The sequence below is a fragment of the Enterococcus caccae ATCC BAA-1240 genome, assembly GCF_000407145.1.
Taxonomy (GTDB): domain Bacteria; phylum Bacillota; class Bacilli; order Lactobacillales; family Enterococcaceae; genus Enterococcus_L; species Enterococcus_L caccae.
This window is the reverse complement of record NZ_KE136472.1, coordinates 1,104,775-1,119,512: the sequence shown is the minus strand read 5'-3', so window position 1 is coordinate 1,119,512 and position 14,738 is coordinate 1,104,775. Positions and strand designations below refer to the sequence as shown.

At 36.6% G+C, this 14,738-nt stretch carries 16 protein-coding genes; 14 read left to right on the top strand and 2 right to left on the bottom strand.

The features are described from left to right. The first annotated feature begins 309 nt into the window (after nucleotides 1-309). The 5 genes from I580_RS05045 (at nucleotide 310) to ybaK (ending at nucleotide 6,052) form a co-directional block, all read left to right on the top strand. A complete protein-coding gene (locus I580_RS05045; protein WP_010772381.1) occupies nucleotides 310-2,367 on the top strand; it encodes an oxidoreductase in 2,058 nt (685 codons plus the stop codon). Nucleotides 2,368-2,383: 16 nt separating this feature from the next. Beyond that, the gene (locus I580_RS05040) at nucleotides 2,384-3,262 is read left to right on the top strand and encodes a shikimate dehydrogenase (RefSeq protein WP_010772382.1); all 879 of its coding nucleotides are present in this window, start codon (nucleotides 2,384-2,386) and stop codon (nucleotides 3,260-3,262) included. A 29-nt stretch (nucleotides 3,263-3,291) separates the two neighbouring features. Beyond that, a complete protein-coding gene (locus I580_RS05035) occupies nucleotides 3,292-4,494 on the top strand; it encodes an MFS transporter (RefSeq protein WP_010772383.1) in 1,203 nt (400 codons plus the stop codon). A gap of 15 nt (nucleotides 4,495-4,509) precedes the next feature. Continuing rightward, complete coding sequence (aroD, locus tag I580_RS05030) at nucleotides 4,510-5,265, top strand: type I 3-dehydroquinate dehydratase (protein ID WP_010772384.1); 756 nt, start codon at nucleotides 4,510-4,512, stop codon at nucleotides 5,263-5,265. A gap of 334 nt (nucleotides 5,266-5,599) precedes the next feature. Beyond that, nucleotides 5,600-6,052 (top strand): Cys-tRNA(Pro) deacylase, encoded by a 453-nt coding sequence (gene ybaK / locus I580_RS05025; RefSeq protein ID WP_051091075.1) that lies wholly within the window; start codon nucleotides 5,600-5,602, stop codon nucleotides 6,050-6,052. Nucleotides 6,053-6,094: 42 nt separating this feature from the next. Here ybaK and I580_RS05020 read toward each other — a convergent pair whose 3' ends face one another. Next, the gene (locus I580_RS05020; RefSeq protein ID WP_010772386.1) at nucleotides 6,095-6,490 is read right to left on the bottom strand and encodes a ribonuclease HI family protein; all 396 of its coding nucleotides are present in this window, start codon (nucleotides 6,488-6,490) and stop codon (nucleotides 6,095-6,097) included. Nucleotides 6,491-6,573: 83 nt separating this feature from the next. Between I580_RS05020 and I580_RS05015 the strand changes: the two genes are divergently transcribed. Next, complete coding sequence (locus I580_RS05015; RefSeq protein WP_010772387.1) at nucleotides 6,574-7,017, top strand: EbsA family protein; 444 nt, start codon at nucleotides 6,574-6,576, stop codon at nucleotides 7,015-7,017. A gap of 36 nt (nucleotides 7,018-7,053) precedes the next feature. Here I580_RS05015 and I580_RS05010 read toward each other — a convergent pair whose 3' ends face one another. Then, nucleotides 7,054-7,254: a cold-shock protein gene (locus I580_RS05010; RefSeq protein ID WP_010772388.1), complete on the bottom strand. Its 201-nt coding sequence runs from the start codon at nucleotides 7,252-7,254 to the stop codon at nucleotides 7,054-7,056. A gap of 402 nt (nucleotides 7,255-7,656) precedes the next feature. Between I580_RS05010 and I580_RS05005 the strand changes: the two genes are divergently transcribed. The 8 genes from I580_RS05005 to I580_RS04970 all read left to right on the top strand — a co-directional run bounded on the left by I580_RS05005 (nucleotide 7,657) and on the right by I580_RS04970 (nucleotide 14,738). After that, on the top strand, nucleotides 7,657-8,040 hold the full coding sequence (locus tag I580_RS05005; RefSeq protein ID WP_010772390.1) for a hypothetical protein: 384 nt from the start codon (nucleotides 7,657-7,659) through the stop codon (nucleotides 8,038-8,040). Further along, nucleotides 8,040-8,741, top strand: a complete 702-nt coding sequence (locus I580_RS05000; RefSeq protein ID WP_034860344.1) for a CBS domain-containing protein — start codon at nucleotides 8,040-8,042, stop codon at nucleotides 8,739-8,741. Before I580_RS05005 ends, I580_RS05000 begins: the two co-directional genes overlap by 1 nt. A gap of 6 nt (nucleotides 8,742-8,747) precedes the next feature. Beyond that, entirely contained in the window at nucleotides 8,748-9,224 is a 477-nt protein-coding gene (gene lspA / locus I580_RS04995) for a signal peptidase II (RefSeq protein ID WP_010772392.1), read from the top strand. Continuing rightward, entirely contained in the window at nucleotides 9,211-10,116 is a 906-nt protein-coding gene (locus I580_RS04990) for an RluA family pseudouridine synthase (protein ID WP_010772393.1), read from the top strand. Before lspA ends, I580_RS04990 begins: the two co-directional genes overlap by 14 nt. A 364-nt stretch (nucleotides 10,117-10,480) precedes the next feature. Continuing rightward, nucleotides 10,481-11,038 carry a bifunctional pyr operon transcriptional regulator/uracil phosphoribosyltransferase PyrR gene (pyrR, locus tag I580_RS04985; protein ID WP_010772394.1) on the top strand — a complete coding sequence of 186 codons (558 nt, stop codon included), beginning with the start codon at nucleotides 10,481-10,483 and terminating at the stop codon, nucleotides 11,036-11,038. A gap of 33 nt (nucleotides 11,039-11,071) precedes the next feature. Beyond that, on the top strand, nucleotides 11,072-12,358 hold the full coding sequence (locus I580_RS04980) for a solute carrier family 23 protein (RefSeq protein WP_010772395.1): 1,287 nt from the start codon (nucleotides 11,072-11,074) through the stop codon (nucleotides 12,356-12,358). Between the two features lie 160 nt (nucleotides 12,359-12,518). After that, a complete protein-coding gene (locus tag I580_RS04975; RefSeq protein WP_010772396.1) occupies nucleotides 12,519-13,445 on the top strand; it encodes an aspartate carbamoyltransferase catalytic subunit in 927 nt (308 codons plus the stop codon). A 9-nt stretch (nucleotides 13,446-13,454) separates the two neighbouring features. Continuing rightward, nucleotides 13,455-14,738 carry a dihydroorotase gene (locus I580_RS04970; RefSeq protein ID WP_010772397.1) on the top strand — a complete coding sequence of 428 codons (1,284 nt, stop codon included), beginning with the start codon at nucleotides 13,455-13,457 and terminating at the stop codon, nucleotides 14,736-14,738.

Sequence of the window (14,738 nt, the reverse complement as noted above, 5' to 3'; positions counted from 1 at the left end):
CCTTATCAGTAATTGATTCATAAGCACAGTTTATCAATAATTCTGAAAATATGCATCAACGAATGAAAAAATGATTTGAGTTTATACATAAATTATATTTATCAAAAATATAAAAAACATTCATTGGAATTTATTGGTTTGTTGGATTAAAATAAATTTACATCAATTGTGAAAAGATTAACAATATAAAAGCTATTTAGATAAGTTGTTTTTTGGAAAAAATATATTATAAATGACATGAAAAGCACTTCAGTCATCATTTCATATTTTCAATTAAGGCTACTTTGCTTTTAAAAATAGGAGGTAATCATGAATAATTATCAAGCAATATTTGAACCTTTAACTGTAAAACGTATGACATTAAAAAATCGTGTCGTTATGCCACCGATGGGGACAAATTTCGCTAATATGGACGGTACTTTCAGTATGCAGCATATTTCATATTATGAACAACGAGCTAAGGGTGGAACTGGTTTAATCACTTTAGAAAATGTGTGTATCGATTATCCGATGGGAACAAATGGTGCTCGTCAATTAAGAATGGATAATGATCAATATATTTCTGGGTTATGGCATTTTAATGAAAAGATGCATGCTTATGGTGCGTGTACGTCTGTTCAAATCAATCATGCAGGAGCTTCTGCCTATGGATTACGCTTAGAAGGGGAGCAACCAGTTTCTGCATCAAATATTCCTTCAAAAAAAGGTAATCCGATTCCACGTCCGTTAACTGAAGAGGAGATTTATGGAATTGTTGAACGCTATGCAGATGGAGCGTTGAGAGCGCAACGTGCTGGTTTTGATTGTGTAGAAATTCACGCAGGACATTCGTATCTTTTAAGTCAGTTTTTATCTCCTTTATATAATAAACGAACAGATAAATTTGGCGGAAGTCCAGAAAATCGTGCTCGTTTAACTAAATTAGTGGTTGAAGCCGTTCGAAAAGCAGTAGGACCATTTTTCCCAATTTCTCTTCGTTTTAGTGCAGATGAATTACTAGAAGGCGGTAATTCATTAGAAGATACAATTGAAATTTTAAGTTATTTTGCAGAGGAAGTAGATATTTTAAATGTATCAGCTGCATTGAATGACAGCTTACAATATCAAATCGATAAAATGAATTTAGCGGATGGCTGGCGTGCGTATATGTCAAAAGCGGTTAAGGAGCGTTTTCCTGATAAAGTAACCGTTACTTCTGGAAATATCCGCAGTCCTAAACGGGCAACTGAAATCCTTGAAGCAGGAGATGCAGATCTTTTAGCAATGGGTCGTGGATTGATTGCCGAACCAAACTGGGTAAATAAAGTAGCCAATGGACAAGAAGATTTACTAAGAAAATGCATTTCTTGTAACATCGGATGTGCTGATCATCGTATTGCTAAAGCTCGTCCAATGCGTTGTACCGTCAATCCAGATCTACATTATGAAGATGACTATAAAATGAAACCTATTTTACATCCAACTAAAATGGTTGTGATCGGTGGCGGGACGACAGGACTTGAAGCAGCAGCCACAGCAGCTGAAGTTGGTGTTAGCGTAGAACTTTTTGAACAAAAAGAGTATCTAGGTGGCTTAGGTCATGAAATTGCTCGTTTCCCAGATAAGAAACGAATCGATGATTTTATTACGTATGAAATCAATCGTTGTAAAGAACTAGATAATTTAGCGATCCATCTAAACCGTGCAGCAACGTTGAAAGATATTGAGGCAATCGGTCCAGATATTATCGTGAACGCTACTGGAGCGAAACCATTATTGCCACCAATCAATGGTCTAAAAGAACAACTAGATAATCCAAACAGAAAAATCTTCTCTATTTTTGATATTTTAGATGATATGTCAAAATTCCAAGAGTTTGAAGGAAAAGAAGTTGTTGTGATTGGCGGAGGTGCTGTTGGGTTAGACGTTGTGGAATATTACGCTGAACGTGGTGCTAAAAAAGTGAGTATTGTGGAAATGCAAGGTGAAATCGGGAAAGATCTTGATTTGATTACAAAACTTGCGATGATGGAAATTGTCGAAAAATTTGATGTGGAAGTCCATGTAGAAACAAAACTGACAGAAGTTAGAGAAAGTAGCTTTTTAGTTGAAAAAGATGGAGAAATGATCGAATTACCATTTGATTTAGGTTTTGTATGTTTAGGAATGCGTGCTGAAGCACCGATGATTCGTGAACTTGATCAATATGCTAGAAGTAATGGTGCTGTACTTTTAAATATGGGGGACAGTAAAGTTGCTAGACGAATCATGGAAGGGACAAGAGAAGCCCGCGACATTCTGAAAACAATCGAAGTTTTAGAAAACACACGAACACAAAAAATGTTGTTTGAACAAACAAAAAGTTTACAAGTGACACAAACTATATAAAGTGAGGGAAATTAACATGACAGAAAGAATTGACGGACACACATTATTAATCAGTTTGATTGCAACACCAATTCGCCATAGTTTATCACCAACTATGCACAATGAAGCATTTGCAAAATTAGGTTTAGACTATGCTTACATGGCATTTGAAGTAGGCAATGAAGAATTAAAAGATGCCGTTCAAGGAATTCGAGCATTGGGTATCCGAGGTTCTAACGTATCAATGCCAAATAAACAAGCAATCATTCCTTATTTAGACGAACTTTCACCTGCTGCAAAATTAGTTGGTGCAGTGAATACTGTGACAAATAAAGATGGAAAAGGCCATTTAGTTGGTCATGTAACAGATGGAACAGGCGCAATGCGTGCATTGAAAGAAGAAGGCGTAGAAGTTAAAGAACAAGTCGTGACGATGACTGGTGCCGGTGGTGCTGGAACAGCCATTGCAATCCAAGCAGCTTTAGATGGAGTAAAGGAGTTACGTATTTTTAATATTAACGATCAACATTATAAAAATGCAGAAGAAACAGTGAAAAAAATCAACGAAAATACAAATTGTATCGCAACATTAACTGATTTATCTGACCAAGTAGCCTTTAAACAATCAATTAGTGAAAGTAGTATTTATATTGATGCTACTGGAGTTGGGATGAAACCACTTCAAGAAGAAAGCTTAATCAATGATCCAGAAGTTATTCGTCCAGATTTAGTTGTTTTCGATGTTGTCTATATTCCAAAAGAAACGAAATTATTAAAGTTTGCTCGTGAACATGGCGCTAAAAAAACGATTAATGGTCTCGGTATGATGTTATACCAAGGTGCAGAAGCGTTCAAACATTTCACAGGAGAAGATATGCCTGTTGATTACATTAAAGAGCTATTATTCAAAGATTAAATAGAATTTTACTTACAGGAGAGAGACGAATGAAAAACAAGTATGTACCAACAGCGTTAGGGCTGTATATCAATTATATTGTTCATGGAATGGGCGTTTTGATCATTATGCAAAACAAGGATGCACTAGCATCACAATGGAATACGAATATAGAGGGCGTATCAGGCGTTGTTGCAATGCTTGGTATCGGGAGATTAGTTGCCATTTTGATTTCTGGATGGTTATCAGACAAATTCGGTCGTAAGCCTTTTGTGTATCTTGGAATGGTGATTTATGCATTATTTTTTGTTGGGATTTTATTCAGTCCAAGTGTACCTGTTGCGATGGCGTTTGGTGTGATTGCAGGAATAGCTAATTCTTGTCTTGATTCCGGGACATACCCTGCTTTGATGGAATCATTTCCTAAAACGGCTGGTACAGCAAGCGTATTAATCAAAGCCGCTGTACAAATCGGTCAATTTGCGTTACCATTCATTATTGCATTTTTAGGTAGTAGCGGTTTATGGTTTGGTTGGTCTTTTGTTGTATGTTTAGTTTTATTATGTATCAATGCACTATTCTTATTGAAATTACCTTTTCCTGATGCTGATAATAAAGCGGCTGAAAAAGAGGGCGTGGAAGTTGAAGCTGCTCCAGTTACTAAATTTAAAAGTAAACCTAAAATGCATATCGAAGGTGTTGCATTTGTTATTTACGGTTTTATTTCTCAAGCTACGTTTTACCTGATTAGTCAATATATTGCTGTATATGGTCAAGAAGTTGCCTCTATGTCCGAAAATGCGGCGAAGTTACTTGTTTCATATTATTCTACAGGATCATTAGTTTGTGTTGGTGTAACGGCAGTTGTTGCAGCTAAAATTCGTCCAGTTAATCTAGTGTTACCTTATACGTTAGCGTCATTTCTAGCTATCGCGGCTATGTGGTTATTCCCAACGCCAGCAGTGTTAACCATTGGAGCAGTTTTAGTAGGATTTTTTGCCGCAGGTGGTGTTATGCAATTAGGTTTAACTGTAATGGGGGAAATGTTCCCAGCGGGTAAAGGAACGATTACAGGAATTTTTTACACATTCGGAAGTATTGCTTCCTTTGCTATTCCTGTTGTTTCTGGTAAAATCGCTAATAGTAATCCTCATGGCATTATGTTATTAGATACCGTTATTGCCGGAATTGGTTTTATTTTAGCTGTCATTATTTTTATTCGTTATCGTCAAACAATCGATACATCTAAATAAGGGAGGATGCAAACAGTGAATACAGTTACAGTTAAAGGAGTGACTCTTGGAAGTGGGAGTCCTAAAATTATCGTGCCTCTAGTAGGGAAAAATGAAAAAGAATTAATTGCAGAAGCGAAACATTTATTGCCGGTCGATTGTGATCTGGTTGAATGGCGTGTGGACTTTTTTGATCAAGTTGCTGATTATCAAGCAGTTGTTGAAATGTCAAAAAAAATTGCAGAGATTCTAGCCGATAAACCAGTTTTGTTTACGTTCCGTACAAAACAAGAAGGTGGAGAAATAGCCTTTTCGGATGAACAATATTTTGGTTTATATAAAACAGTCATCGAAAATGGTGTAATCGATCTTTTAGATGTTGAATTATTTATGGATGAGAAACAGGTTCAAGAGACAATCGGAGCAGCCCATAATAAAGGAATCAAAATTGTTATGTGTAATCATGACTTTGATAAAACACCTACTAAAGAAGAAATTGTTTCAAGATTATGTCGTATGCAGGAAAAAAATGCTGATATTTGTAAAATCGCTGTAATGCCACAATCTTCAGAGGATGTATTAACACTTTTAGAAGCAACTAATGAGATGAAAACTAAACATGCCGATAGACCAATCGTTACAATGTCAATGGGTCAATTAGGGATGGTCAGCCGGATGAGCGGAGAAGTTTTTGGTTCTGCAATGACTTTTGGAGCGGCAAAAAAAGCTTCAGCTCCAGGACAAGTACCTGTTGGACAACTGCGTGAAATTCTCCAAACTTTAGCATTTTAATAGAATGAGGATAGGACAGAAACGTTTAATCCCGAGAAATAAGAAGCATACACGAAAATGACAAGAAACACGGAATTTTTCATTCTGATGTTGAATGATTCCTAATCGGTGTTCTTCAAATTTTTGTGACCAAGTAGGTACTGTGCAACATCAGCTTATTTCCGAAGGGATTGATTCTGCTTCCACCGTGTATTCGCATTTAGGGTGTGAAACAAAAGTGATTTTTACTTTTGTCTCACACCCTTTTTTCTTGCATCCATTGATTTCTTTGATAAACTAAATTGTGAGGTGAAATGAATTGGCTAAGAAAAAAAAGAACCAAAAAACAAATGCGATGCGTATTATTGAACAGCATAAAATTGCTTATAAAGAATATGAATTTGAATGGAGTGAAGATCACTTAAGCGCGAATAACGTTGCTGAAAAATTAGGAATCGAAGATGGAAAAATATTTAAAACGTTGGTAACTGTGGGCAATAAAACTGGGCCGGTCGTTGCTGTTATTCCAGGAAATAAGGAATTGGATCTAAAAAAGCTAGCCAATGCTAGCGGTAACAAAAAAGTGGATATGCTCCATCTGAAAGACTTAGAAGAAACAACGGGGTATATTAGAGGAGGTTGTTCGCCAATTGGAATGAAAAAATTGTTTCCAACTTACATTGCAGAAGATGCCAGATTGTTTGATACGATCATTATTTCAGCTGGTAAAAGAGGAATGCAGATCGAGTTGTCTCCGTTATCAATTCTTCAAGTAACGAGTGGCAAAATGGCAGAGTTAACAATGTAAAATACAATGAAAAGAGCAGAATAAGCATTCTTGTCTCAAACGCTACTGATATTTTTGTAACGCTTGTCGTGCTAATGAATCTGCTCCTTTATTTTGATTTTCAGGAAGCCATTTTACTAACAATAACGCAAAGTTTTGTTCTAATTGTTGAAAAGTCTTAAGGTAAGGTTGGAACAACAAATTTTTGGCATGCTGTTTTTCAATCGTTTGGACAACGATTTTACTATCGGAATGAATCACAACCGTTTGATTATTTAGTTTTTTTTCAATAGTTAATTGTAGAGCCTTAATAAAAACTTTAAATTCTGCTTCATGATTGGAACATTCCCCAAGTGGAACATGGATTTGCTCGTGTAGATGATCCCCTACAAGAACGATTCCTCCGCCACTTGGACCAGGATTCCCTTTTGTTGCAGCGTCGACATATATTCGTAACATAAAATTCTCCTTATTTTCTTTTCGTTCAAAGTTGAAGTATGTTATTATTATAACATATTGAATTTTTATTAAGGGGTCGCTACATGAAGAAAAAAGTCTATCATTGGCAACCAGAATTATCAACAGCGATAATTTATTGGTCCTGTACATTTGGCATTTTATTTTTAAGTTTGATTTTAACATTGGAACATACTCGTCCTTATTTGATTAGCAATATCGTGTTAGGTATTTTCTTTTTCTTTGCTTTAGTAGGATGCAATCGTTATTTTATGATTGAGGATGAGCAGTTGATCGTCCATGCATTGTTACCAATCAGACGAAAAAAAATAACATTGTCAGCAATCGAAATGATTCGAGTTGGACCAAAATGTATCGAAATAAGCTCACCTGGGTTTAAAGAAGGTACGCAACTATTTATCATGACAAAAAAAAATAAAGTAGCTTTTATAAAGTCGATGAAACAGCAAAGCTTATTGAGTGCAACGATCATCGATGATCCGCAATTGACCATTAGCAAACACTACTAAAAAAACAGCATCCTGCTTGAGGAATGCTGTTTTTTTCTATATTTTCTTCACATGTGCGGCTTGTAAACCACGTGTACCTTCCATTACTTCAAATTCTACGGCTTGGTTTTCATCTAATGACTTAAAGCCATCTTCTTCAATTGCTGTGAAATGAACAAAGATTTCCTCGTCCTCATTGTAACCAATAAATCCGTAACCTTTTCTATTGTCGAACCACTTGACGAACCCTTTTTCCATTCAAATCACGCTCCTTTATATTATAAAGTCTAGCATCATTATAAAGTGAAAAAAGGTACCCGTCAATCTTTTGCAAAAAAGTTGTTATAGTAATAAAAAGTAGCATTAAGAGGTGACGGAATGAGTAGTTTCTTGACGAAAACTAAAAAGCTTACAAAATTGTTCGTAAAAATTGGTAGTCTGATGAAAACAGACATAGAAAATTTCGTAAGTAGCGGATGGATTGTCCATCAATATTAAATAAAGATGGAAATAGAAGTGGATTATTTTAAAATGTGATTATCTACAGGAGCAAAGTAAAATTTTTTGTAATCAAGTTTATTTATACTCAAATCAACTTCTTTCTTCCAGTCAGCGGGATTTTGTTATATACTTTAGATTAAAGCTCGAGGAGGGATCATTATGAAGATTCGTTGTAGTAGAAATACTGGATTTTATGGAATGGCCAGTCCAATCGAGGTAATAAAAAATGGTGAAAAGTGGTTTTATTTAAACCAAAATGATACCAAGCAAATAGAAGTGATTGAACAGGAGTGCACGATTCAAGCTAAATTTTTTTTTCTGAAGAGTGCGCCGTTTACATTGATTGATAAAGGACAAGTCATCAATTTGGAAATAACGATGAACCCAATTTTGATTTTCGTTTATGTTATACTCTTTGGGGGGATGTTTTTGATTCCAATTTTACATCTAAATATAGGTGGTATTTTAATCGTACTCGTTCTTTATTTTATTTTTGTATGTTCATTATTAAATAAAGCTTATGTAATCAAGGAGAAGACATGATGGGGGAAAGAGCGGAAGAATTTTTAAGTAGTTTTAACCGTATTGAAAAGTGGTTTCGCGAACAATTGAATAATCCAACCAACATGGGATTTAGTGAAATGGTTCGAAGACTTTCTAGGAAAAAAGACAGTCAAATTCCTCTTTTTCAAGATGACTTACTACAAATGGCTCAATTAAGAAATGCAATTGTGCATGAACAGATTTCAACCGATTTTGTGATAGCAGAACCAAATGAGTGGGCAGTCAAACGTATGGCGGAAATTGAAACAGCATTAATCAGTCCTGAAAAAGTTTTGCCGCGTTTTGCAAAGAAAGTTACAGGGTTCGATATAAATATTTCAATCAAGGATATCTTAGCAATCGTAGCGCGCAAGCAATATTCCCAATTTCCAATCTATAATCAGGGTCAATTTAAAGGGTTGATCACTGTCCGTGGTTTAGGTATTTGGTTAGCTGTTGAAAGTTCTAAGGGAGACATTCAATTAGAAGGTAGAAAAGCAGTTGAGCTTTTAGAACGCAACTACAAGGGAAGCAATTATCAATTCGTTAGTAGTGATACAACGATTTTTCAAGTTGAGGAAATGTTTGTGACACAGGTCCGATTAGAAGCGATATTGATTACAAAAGATGGGAATCCCAATGGGAGTTTACTAGGTATTATTCGTCCAAGGGATTTATATAATAATTTAGAGAAGGAATGAAAGCCGTTGTTAGCAGTTTATCTTATTATCAGTGCAATTCTGATTGGAATAGATCAGTGGGTGAAATATTTAACAGTAACCAATATTCAACTAGGCGAAACAAAGGAGTTTATTCCCGGATTTTTGTCATTTACCAATTTGCGTAATACTGGGGCTGCATGGAGCCTTTTAGAAGGAAAAATGTGGTTCTTTTATATTGTGACTGTAATCGTAGTTGCTGTAGTTCTCTATATTTTAGTTAAAAATATCAATGGAAGTAAGTGGTTCACAGTCGGTTTGAGTTTAGTTCTAGCGGGAGCAGTCGGAAATTTTATTGATCGAATTCGTCTAGGGTATGTTGTTGATATGTTCCAAACAGAATTTATTCGCTTTCCTATATTCAATGTTGCTGACTCAGCGCTAGTGATTGGCGTAATATGTATTTTTATTTATTTAGTTTTAGACGAAAAAGCAGCGAAGGATGGGAAAAATGGAACAAATTAATGTGAAAATAAAACAAGAAAAAGGGCGGATCGATAAGGTATTAAGCGATGTACTGAAAAATCATTCTCGTTCGCAAATCCAGCAATGGTTAAAAGACCAAAATATAATTGTCAATGGTGAAGTGACTCGTTCAAATTATAAGGTGAAAGAACATGATGAAATTAGTATCAATGTACCTGAACCAGAGGAACTTAACGTTATAGCAGAAGATATTCCGATTGAAATTGTTTATGAGGATGACGATGTTTTAGTGGTCAATAAACCGCAAGGCATGGTTGTTCATCCATCCGCTGGACATCAGCATGGTACATTAGTTAATGCGTTATTGTATCATATAAAAGACTTGTCATCGATTAATGGAATCATTCGTCCGGGAATTGTTCATCGAATTGATAAAGATACCTCAGGATTATTAATGGTTGCTAAAAATGATAAAGCCCACGTTGCTTTAGCGGAACAATTAAAAGATAAAACCTCGCTTAGGAAATACATCGCTTTAGTTCATGGTGAAATAGCACATGATAAAGGCGAGATAAATGCACCGATCGGCCGTTCAAAAAATGACCGAAAAATGCAAGCAGTAATAGAAGGCGGTAAGCCTGCAGTGACTCACTTTGAAGTCTTAGAACGTTTTGACGGTTATACGCTAGTTCAGTTGCAGTTGGAAACAGGACGTACACACCAAATTCGTGTACACATGAAGTATATCGGATTTCCAGTTGCTGGTGATCCACTATATGGTCCGAGAAAAACGTTAAAAGGGAATGGTCAATTTTTGCACGCCGAAGTTCTAGGTTTCAAACATCCTACAACTGGCCAAATGATGGTCTTTGAAGCCCCTTTACCTGATCTTTTTGAAAAAACTTTAGACCAATTAAGAAATAATAATTGATTTATTTCAAAAGAAAAGGTACACTGTTTTAGAAAGAAAATTTAATAAGTAATCCTTTAAGAGTAGTCCCGTGAGGCTAAGAAGGAAACATGCAGAACAATATCTAAGTGCGCTTAGAAAAAATCTGTGTGAACTGAATGGTATCTTTGTATAGATAAATTCAATCCTCCTATCCGAACACGGGTGGGAGGATTTTTGTTTGTAGCGAAGCTATCACACTAGTGAACCATCAAAAGTCCCAACTACTTAAAATCAGGAAAAACAAGTACTAACACACATGAAAAAGAGCAAGTGTAACGCCTTTACACTGAAACAGGAAGCTCATAAGGCATCATTCGAATGACATTTTTAGGAGGAGAAAAAAATGCAAAAAAAAGAAGTTGTCGATGCGGTGACAATGAAACGCGCACTAACAAGGATCACGTATGAAATCATTGAGAGAAATAAAGGCATACAAGATATTGTTCTAGTTGGAATCAAAACTCGCGGAATCTACATTGCCCAACGAATTGCTGAACGTTTGAAACAGCTGGAGCAAATCGATGTTCCAGTAGGAGAGTTGGATATTACTTTATACCGTGATGATATGGACGGACAATCAATGAAAAAACGTTCATTAGAAGAGCCAGAACTTCACTCATCGGATATTCCAGTTTCATTAGAAGGAAAGGAAGTAATTTTGATTGATGACGTTCTCTTCACAGGTCGCACGATTAGAGCGGCAATGGATGCTGTAATGGATCTTGGTAGACCAAGAAAAATTTCATTGGCCGTTTTAGTGGACAGAGGGCATAGAGAACTTCCGATTAGAGCGGATTATGTTGGAAAAAATATTCCAACCTCAATGGCAGAAGAAATCATTGTTGAAGTAGAGGAAAAAGATGGTGCGGATCGAATTTTGATTGCAAGTACAGAACAATAGACAAATACAATAGTAAAGATAGGGTAGGTTGAGATGACAGAAAAAAATTTTCGCAATGAAGAAGCAGTGTTAGATATTCACGATAGACCAAAGGTAACGCACTGGGTCGGTTTAAGTTTACAGCATTTATTCACAATGTTTGGTGCAACAGTCTTAGTTCCGATTTTAGTAGGAATCGATCCAGGAATTGCCTTAGTCAGTTCAGGACTTGGAACAATCGTCTATTTGTTTGTAACGAAAGGGAAGATTCCAGCATATCTCGGAAGTAGTTTTGCCTTTATAGCAGCTATGCAGATGTTAATGAAAAGCGATGGCTACCCAGCAATAGCTCAAGGTGCAATCACAACAGGGTTAGTTTACCTAATCGTTTCCATTATCATTAGTAAAATCGGCTCGGCTTGGTTGGATAAAATTTTACCACCGATCGTAGTAGGACCAGTTGTGATGGTCATTGGATTAGGACTTGCATCTAACGCTGCAAACAATGCTATGTTTAACAAGGGAGAGTATGATTTTAAATTCATCGCAGTTGCTTTGATTACACTTGGCTTGACGATCTTTTACAATATGTTTTTCAAAGGGTTTCTAGGATTGATACCTATCTTACTAGGAATCGTGAGTGGATATCTAATTGCTTTGTTGTTTGGGATCGTAGATGTTGAACCAATTAAAAATGCAGCTTGGTTTGCTATGCCAAACTTTGAAATACCTTTTGTTCAATATCAACCAAAACTACATTTAAATGCAATTACAACAATGGCGCCAATCGCATTTGTAACAATGACAGAACATATCGGTCACTTAATGGTATTAAATAAATTAACAAAACGAAACTTCTTCCAAGTCCCAGGTTTATCCAAAACATTGATGGGTGATGGTGCTGCGCAAATCGTAGCAGGTTTAGTCGGTGGACCTCCTGTCACAAGTTATGGTGAGAATATCGGAGTTTTAGCCATTACACGGGTGCACAGTGTATTTGTTATCGCAGGTGCTGCAGTATTCGCAGTGGGACTTGGATTTGTAGGAAAATTAAGTGCAGTCATTTTGAGTATCCCAGGTCCAGTTATTTCAGGTATCAGCTTTGTCTTATTCGGAGTTATTGCAGCAAGCGGTTTGAAAATACTAATTGATAATCAAATCAACTTTGATAAGAAAAAGAATTTGTTGATTGCTTCTGTGATCTTAGTCGTCGGTATAGGTGGTTTAGTCTTTAAACTTGATACCTTTGAATTATCATCAATGGCACTCGCAACGGTCTTAGGAATTATTCTAAACTTGATTTTACCTGAAACAGCACGTAGTGAAGAAAAGACTAACTAGATAAACAGAACGTTGTTACGATTGTTATCTAGCTTCAAGAGTTAGTCTTTCGGAAAAAAGATAAAATATCCCTGTGACAAAGAACGTTACAAATAGATTTTCTCATTTCTAGTCAAGACTAAGTGTGCACTTTCAGCTTTCAAACTAAGGAGGAAAACGAATGATCATCACATCTGAACGTATCAGTTTAAAACATCTTTTAACCGTAGAAGCACTAAGTGATCAAGAAGTTATGGGCTTGATCCATCGTGCACAGGAGTTCAAACAGGGAGGAACTTGGCAACCTGAGAAAAAACAATACTTTGCGACAAATTTGTTCTTTGAAAATAGCACACGAACGCATAAAAGCTTTGATGTTGCTGAAAAAAAATTAGGGATCGAAGTGATCGAATTTGAAGAAAGTATGAGCTCGGTGAAAAAAGGCGAAACATTGTATGATACGGTGCTGACAATGTCAGCGATCGGAGTAGATGTGGCAGTCATTCGTCATGGAGAAGAAAATTATTATGATGAACTGATCCAAAGCAAAACAATCCAGTGTTCAATCATTAACGGTGGAGATGGCAGTGGTCAGCATCCTACCCAATGTCTACTAGACTTGATGACAATTTACGAGGAGTTTAAATACTTTGAAGGATTAAAAATTGCGATTGTGGGAGACATCACTCATTCTAGGGTGGCAAAATCAAATATGCAAATGCTGAAACGCCTAGGTGCAACGATCTTTTTCTCAGGACCGGAAGAGTGGTACGATAAGCAATTTGAAGCGTATGGACATTATATGCCTCTAGATGAAGTGGTTGAAACGGTAGATGTTATGATGTTACTTAGAGTGCAACATGAACGCCATGACGGATCAGAAATCTTTTCAAAAGAAGAGTACCATCAAGAGTATGGTTTAACCGTTGAACGGGCTAAACGACTCCAAAAACATGCAGTTATTATGCATCCAGCCCCTGTCAATCGTGATGTTGAACTGGCGGATTCTCTAGTAGAAGGAATCCAATCAAGAATCATCCAGCAGATGAGTAACGGTGTTTATATGAGAATGGCAATTTTAGAAGCAGTATTACATGGAAAGGCATAGGTGAACAACATGAAAACACTTATCAAAAATGGGAAAATCATAAAAAAAGACAATCAGTTAATTCCAGCAGAAATTTGGCTTGAAGATGGTAAGATCAGAGCAATTGGTGAAACATTTGATGAAAGTACATTTGAAAAAGTCTATGATGCTAAAGGACAGCTGATCACTCCTGGATTAGTGGATGTCCATGTTCATCTAAGAGAACCAGGATTTACGTATAAAGAAACAATTGAAACAGGTAGCAAATCAGCGGCTAGAGGCGGCTATACTACCGTTTGTGCTATGCCTAACTTAAATCCAGTTCCAGATACTGCAGAGAAATTAAAAGAAGTTTATGAAATCATTGAAAAAAATGCTGTTGTAAAAGTACTACAATATGCACCGATTACAGAAAAGTTGCGCAGCGAAACGTTAACAGATCAGAAAGCGCTAAAAGAAGTTGGTGCTTTCGCATTCACAAACGACGGTGTAGGAGTACAAACGGCTGGAACAATGTACCTTGCTATGAAAGAAGCCGCTTCGCTCGGCATGGCGATCGTGGCTCATACAGAAGATGAGTCATTACTTTTTGACGGAGTTATGCATGAAGGAGAAATTTCTAAAAAATTAGGACTACCGGGGATTTTAAGTTCGACAGAAGCGTCACAAATCGCTCGAGATGTTGTGTTAGCGGGCGAAACAGGTGTTCACTATCATGTTTGTCACGTTTCAACAAAAGAAAGTGTTCGTGTGATTCGTGATGCTAAACGAGCAGGAATACATGTAACGGCAGAAGTAGCACCGCATCACTTGATTTTGATTGATGAAGATATTCCGGAGGATAATGGCTTTTGGAAAATGAATCCACCGCTCAGAGCAACATCTGATCGTGATGCTTTGATCGAAGGTTTATTGGATGGCACAATCGACTGCATCGCAACAGATCATGCCCCTCATGGTTTAGAAGAAAAAAATCAAACTTTCTTAAAAGCGCCATTCGGAATTGTCGGTAGTGAGACAGCTTTCCAATTGATTTATACAAATTTTGTGGAAACAGGAAAATTCACATTAGAACAAGTAATCAACTGGATGGCAACAAAACCAGCTGAGATTTTTGGACTAGATGCTGGAACACTTACGATTGGTGCTCCTGCTGATCTCGCAGTTTTCGATTTAGAGTTAGAAGAAACGATTGATGACAAAGATTTTGAGTCGATGGGGATCAATACACCATTTGTTGGCTGGAAAGTTAAAGGGAATACATTAATGACCTTTGTTGATGGGCAATCAGCTTGGTCTAAGGGAGATGCATAA

Coding starts and splice junctions, on each gene's coding strand:
- I580_RS05005 (WP_010772390.1), top strand. CDS start 7,657: ATGAAGATTCGTTGTAGTAGAAATACTGGATTTTATGGAATGGCCAGT.
- I580_RS05040 (WP_010772382.1), top strand. CDS start 2,384: ATGACAGAAAGAATTGACGGACACACATTATTAATCAGTTTGATTGCA.
- I580_RS05015 (WP_010772387.1), top strand. CDS start 6,574: ATGAAGAAAAAAGTCTATCATTGGCAACCAGAATTATCAACAGCGATA.
- I580_RS04975 (WP_010772396.1), top strand. CDS start 12,519: ATGATCATCACATCTGAACGTATCAGTTTAAAACATCTTTTAACCGTA.
- I580_RS05020 (WP_010772386.1), bottom strand. CDS start 6,490: ATGTTACGAATATATGTCGACGCTGCAACAAAAGGGAATCCTGGTCCA.
- I580_RS05045 (WP_010772381.1), top strand. CDS start 310: ATGAATAATTATCAAGCAATATTTGAACCTTTAACTGTAAAACGTATG.
- I580_RS04990 (WP_010772393.1), top strand. CDS start 9,211: ATGGAACAAATTAATGTGAAAATAAAACAAGAAAAAGGGCGGATCGAT.
- pyrR (WP_010772394.1), top strand. CDS start 10,481: ATGCAAAAAAAAGAAGTTGTCGATGCGGTGACAATGAAACGCGCACTA.
- I580_RS05035 (WP_010772383.1), top strand. CDS start 3,292: ATGAAAAACAAGTATGTACCAACAGCGTTAGGGCTGTATATCAATTAT.
- I580_RS04980 (WP_010772395.1), top strand. CDS start 11,072: ATGACAGAAAAAAATTTTCGCAATGAAGAAGCAGTGTTAGATATTCAC.
- I580_RS04970 (WP_010772397.1), top strand. CDS start 13,455: ATGAAAACACTTATCAAAAATGGGAAAATCATAAAAAAAGACAATCAG.
- I580_RS05010 (WP_010772388.1), bottom strand. CDS start 7,254: ATGGAAAAAGGGTTCGTCAAGTGGTTCGACAATAGAAAAGGTTACGGA.
- ybaK (WP_051091075.1), top strand. CDS start 5,600: ATGCGTATTATTGAACAGCATAAAATTGCTTATAAAGAATATGAATTT.
- I580_RS05000 (WP_034860344.1), top strand. CDS start 8,040: ATGGGGGAAAGAGCGGAAGAATTTTTAAGTAGTTTTAACCGTATTGAA.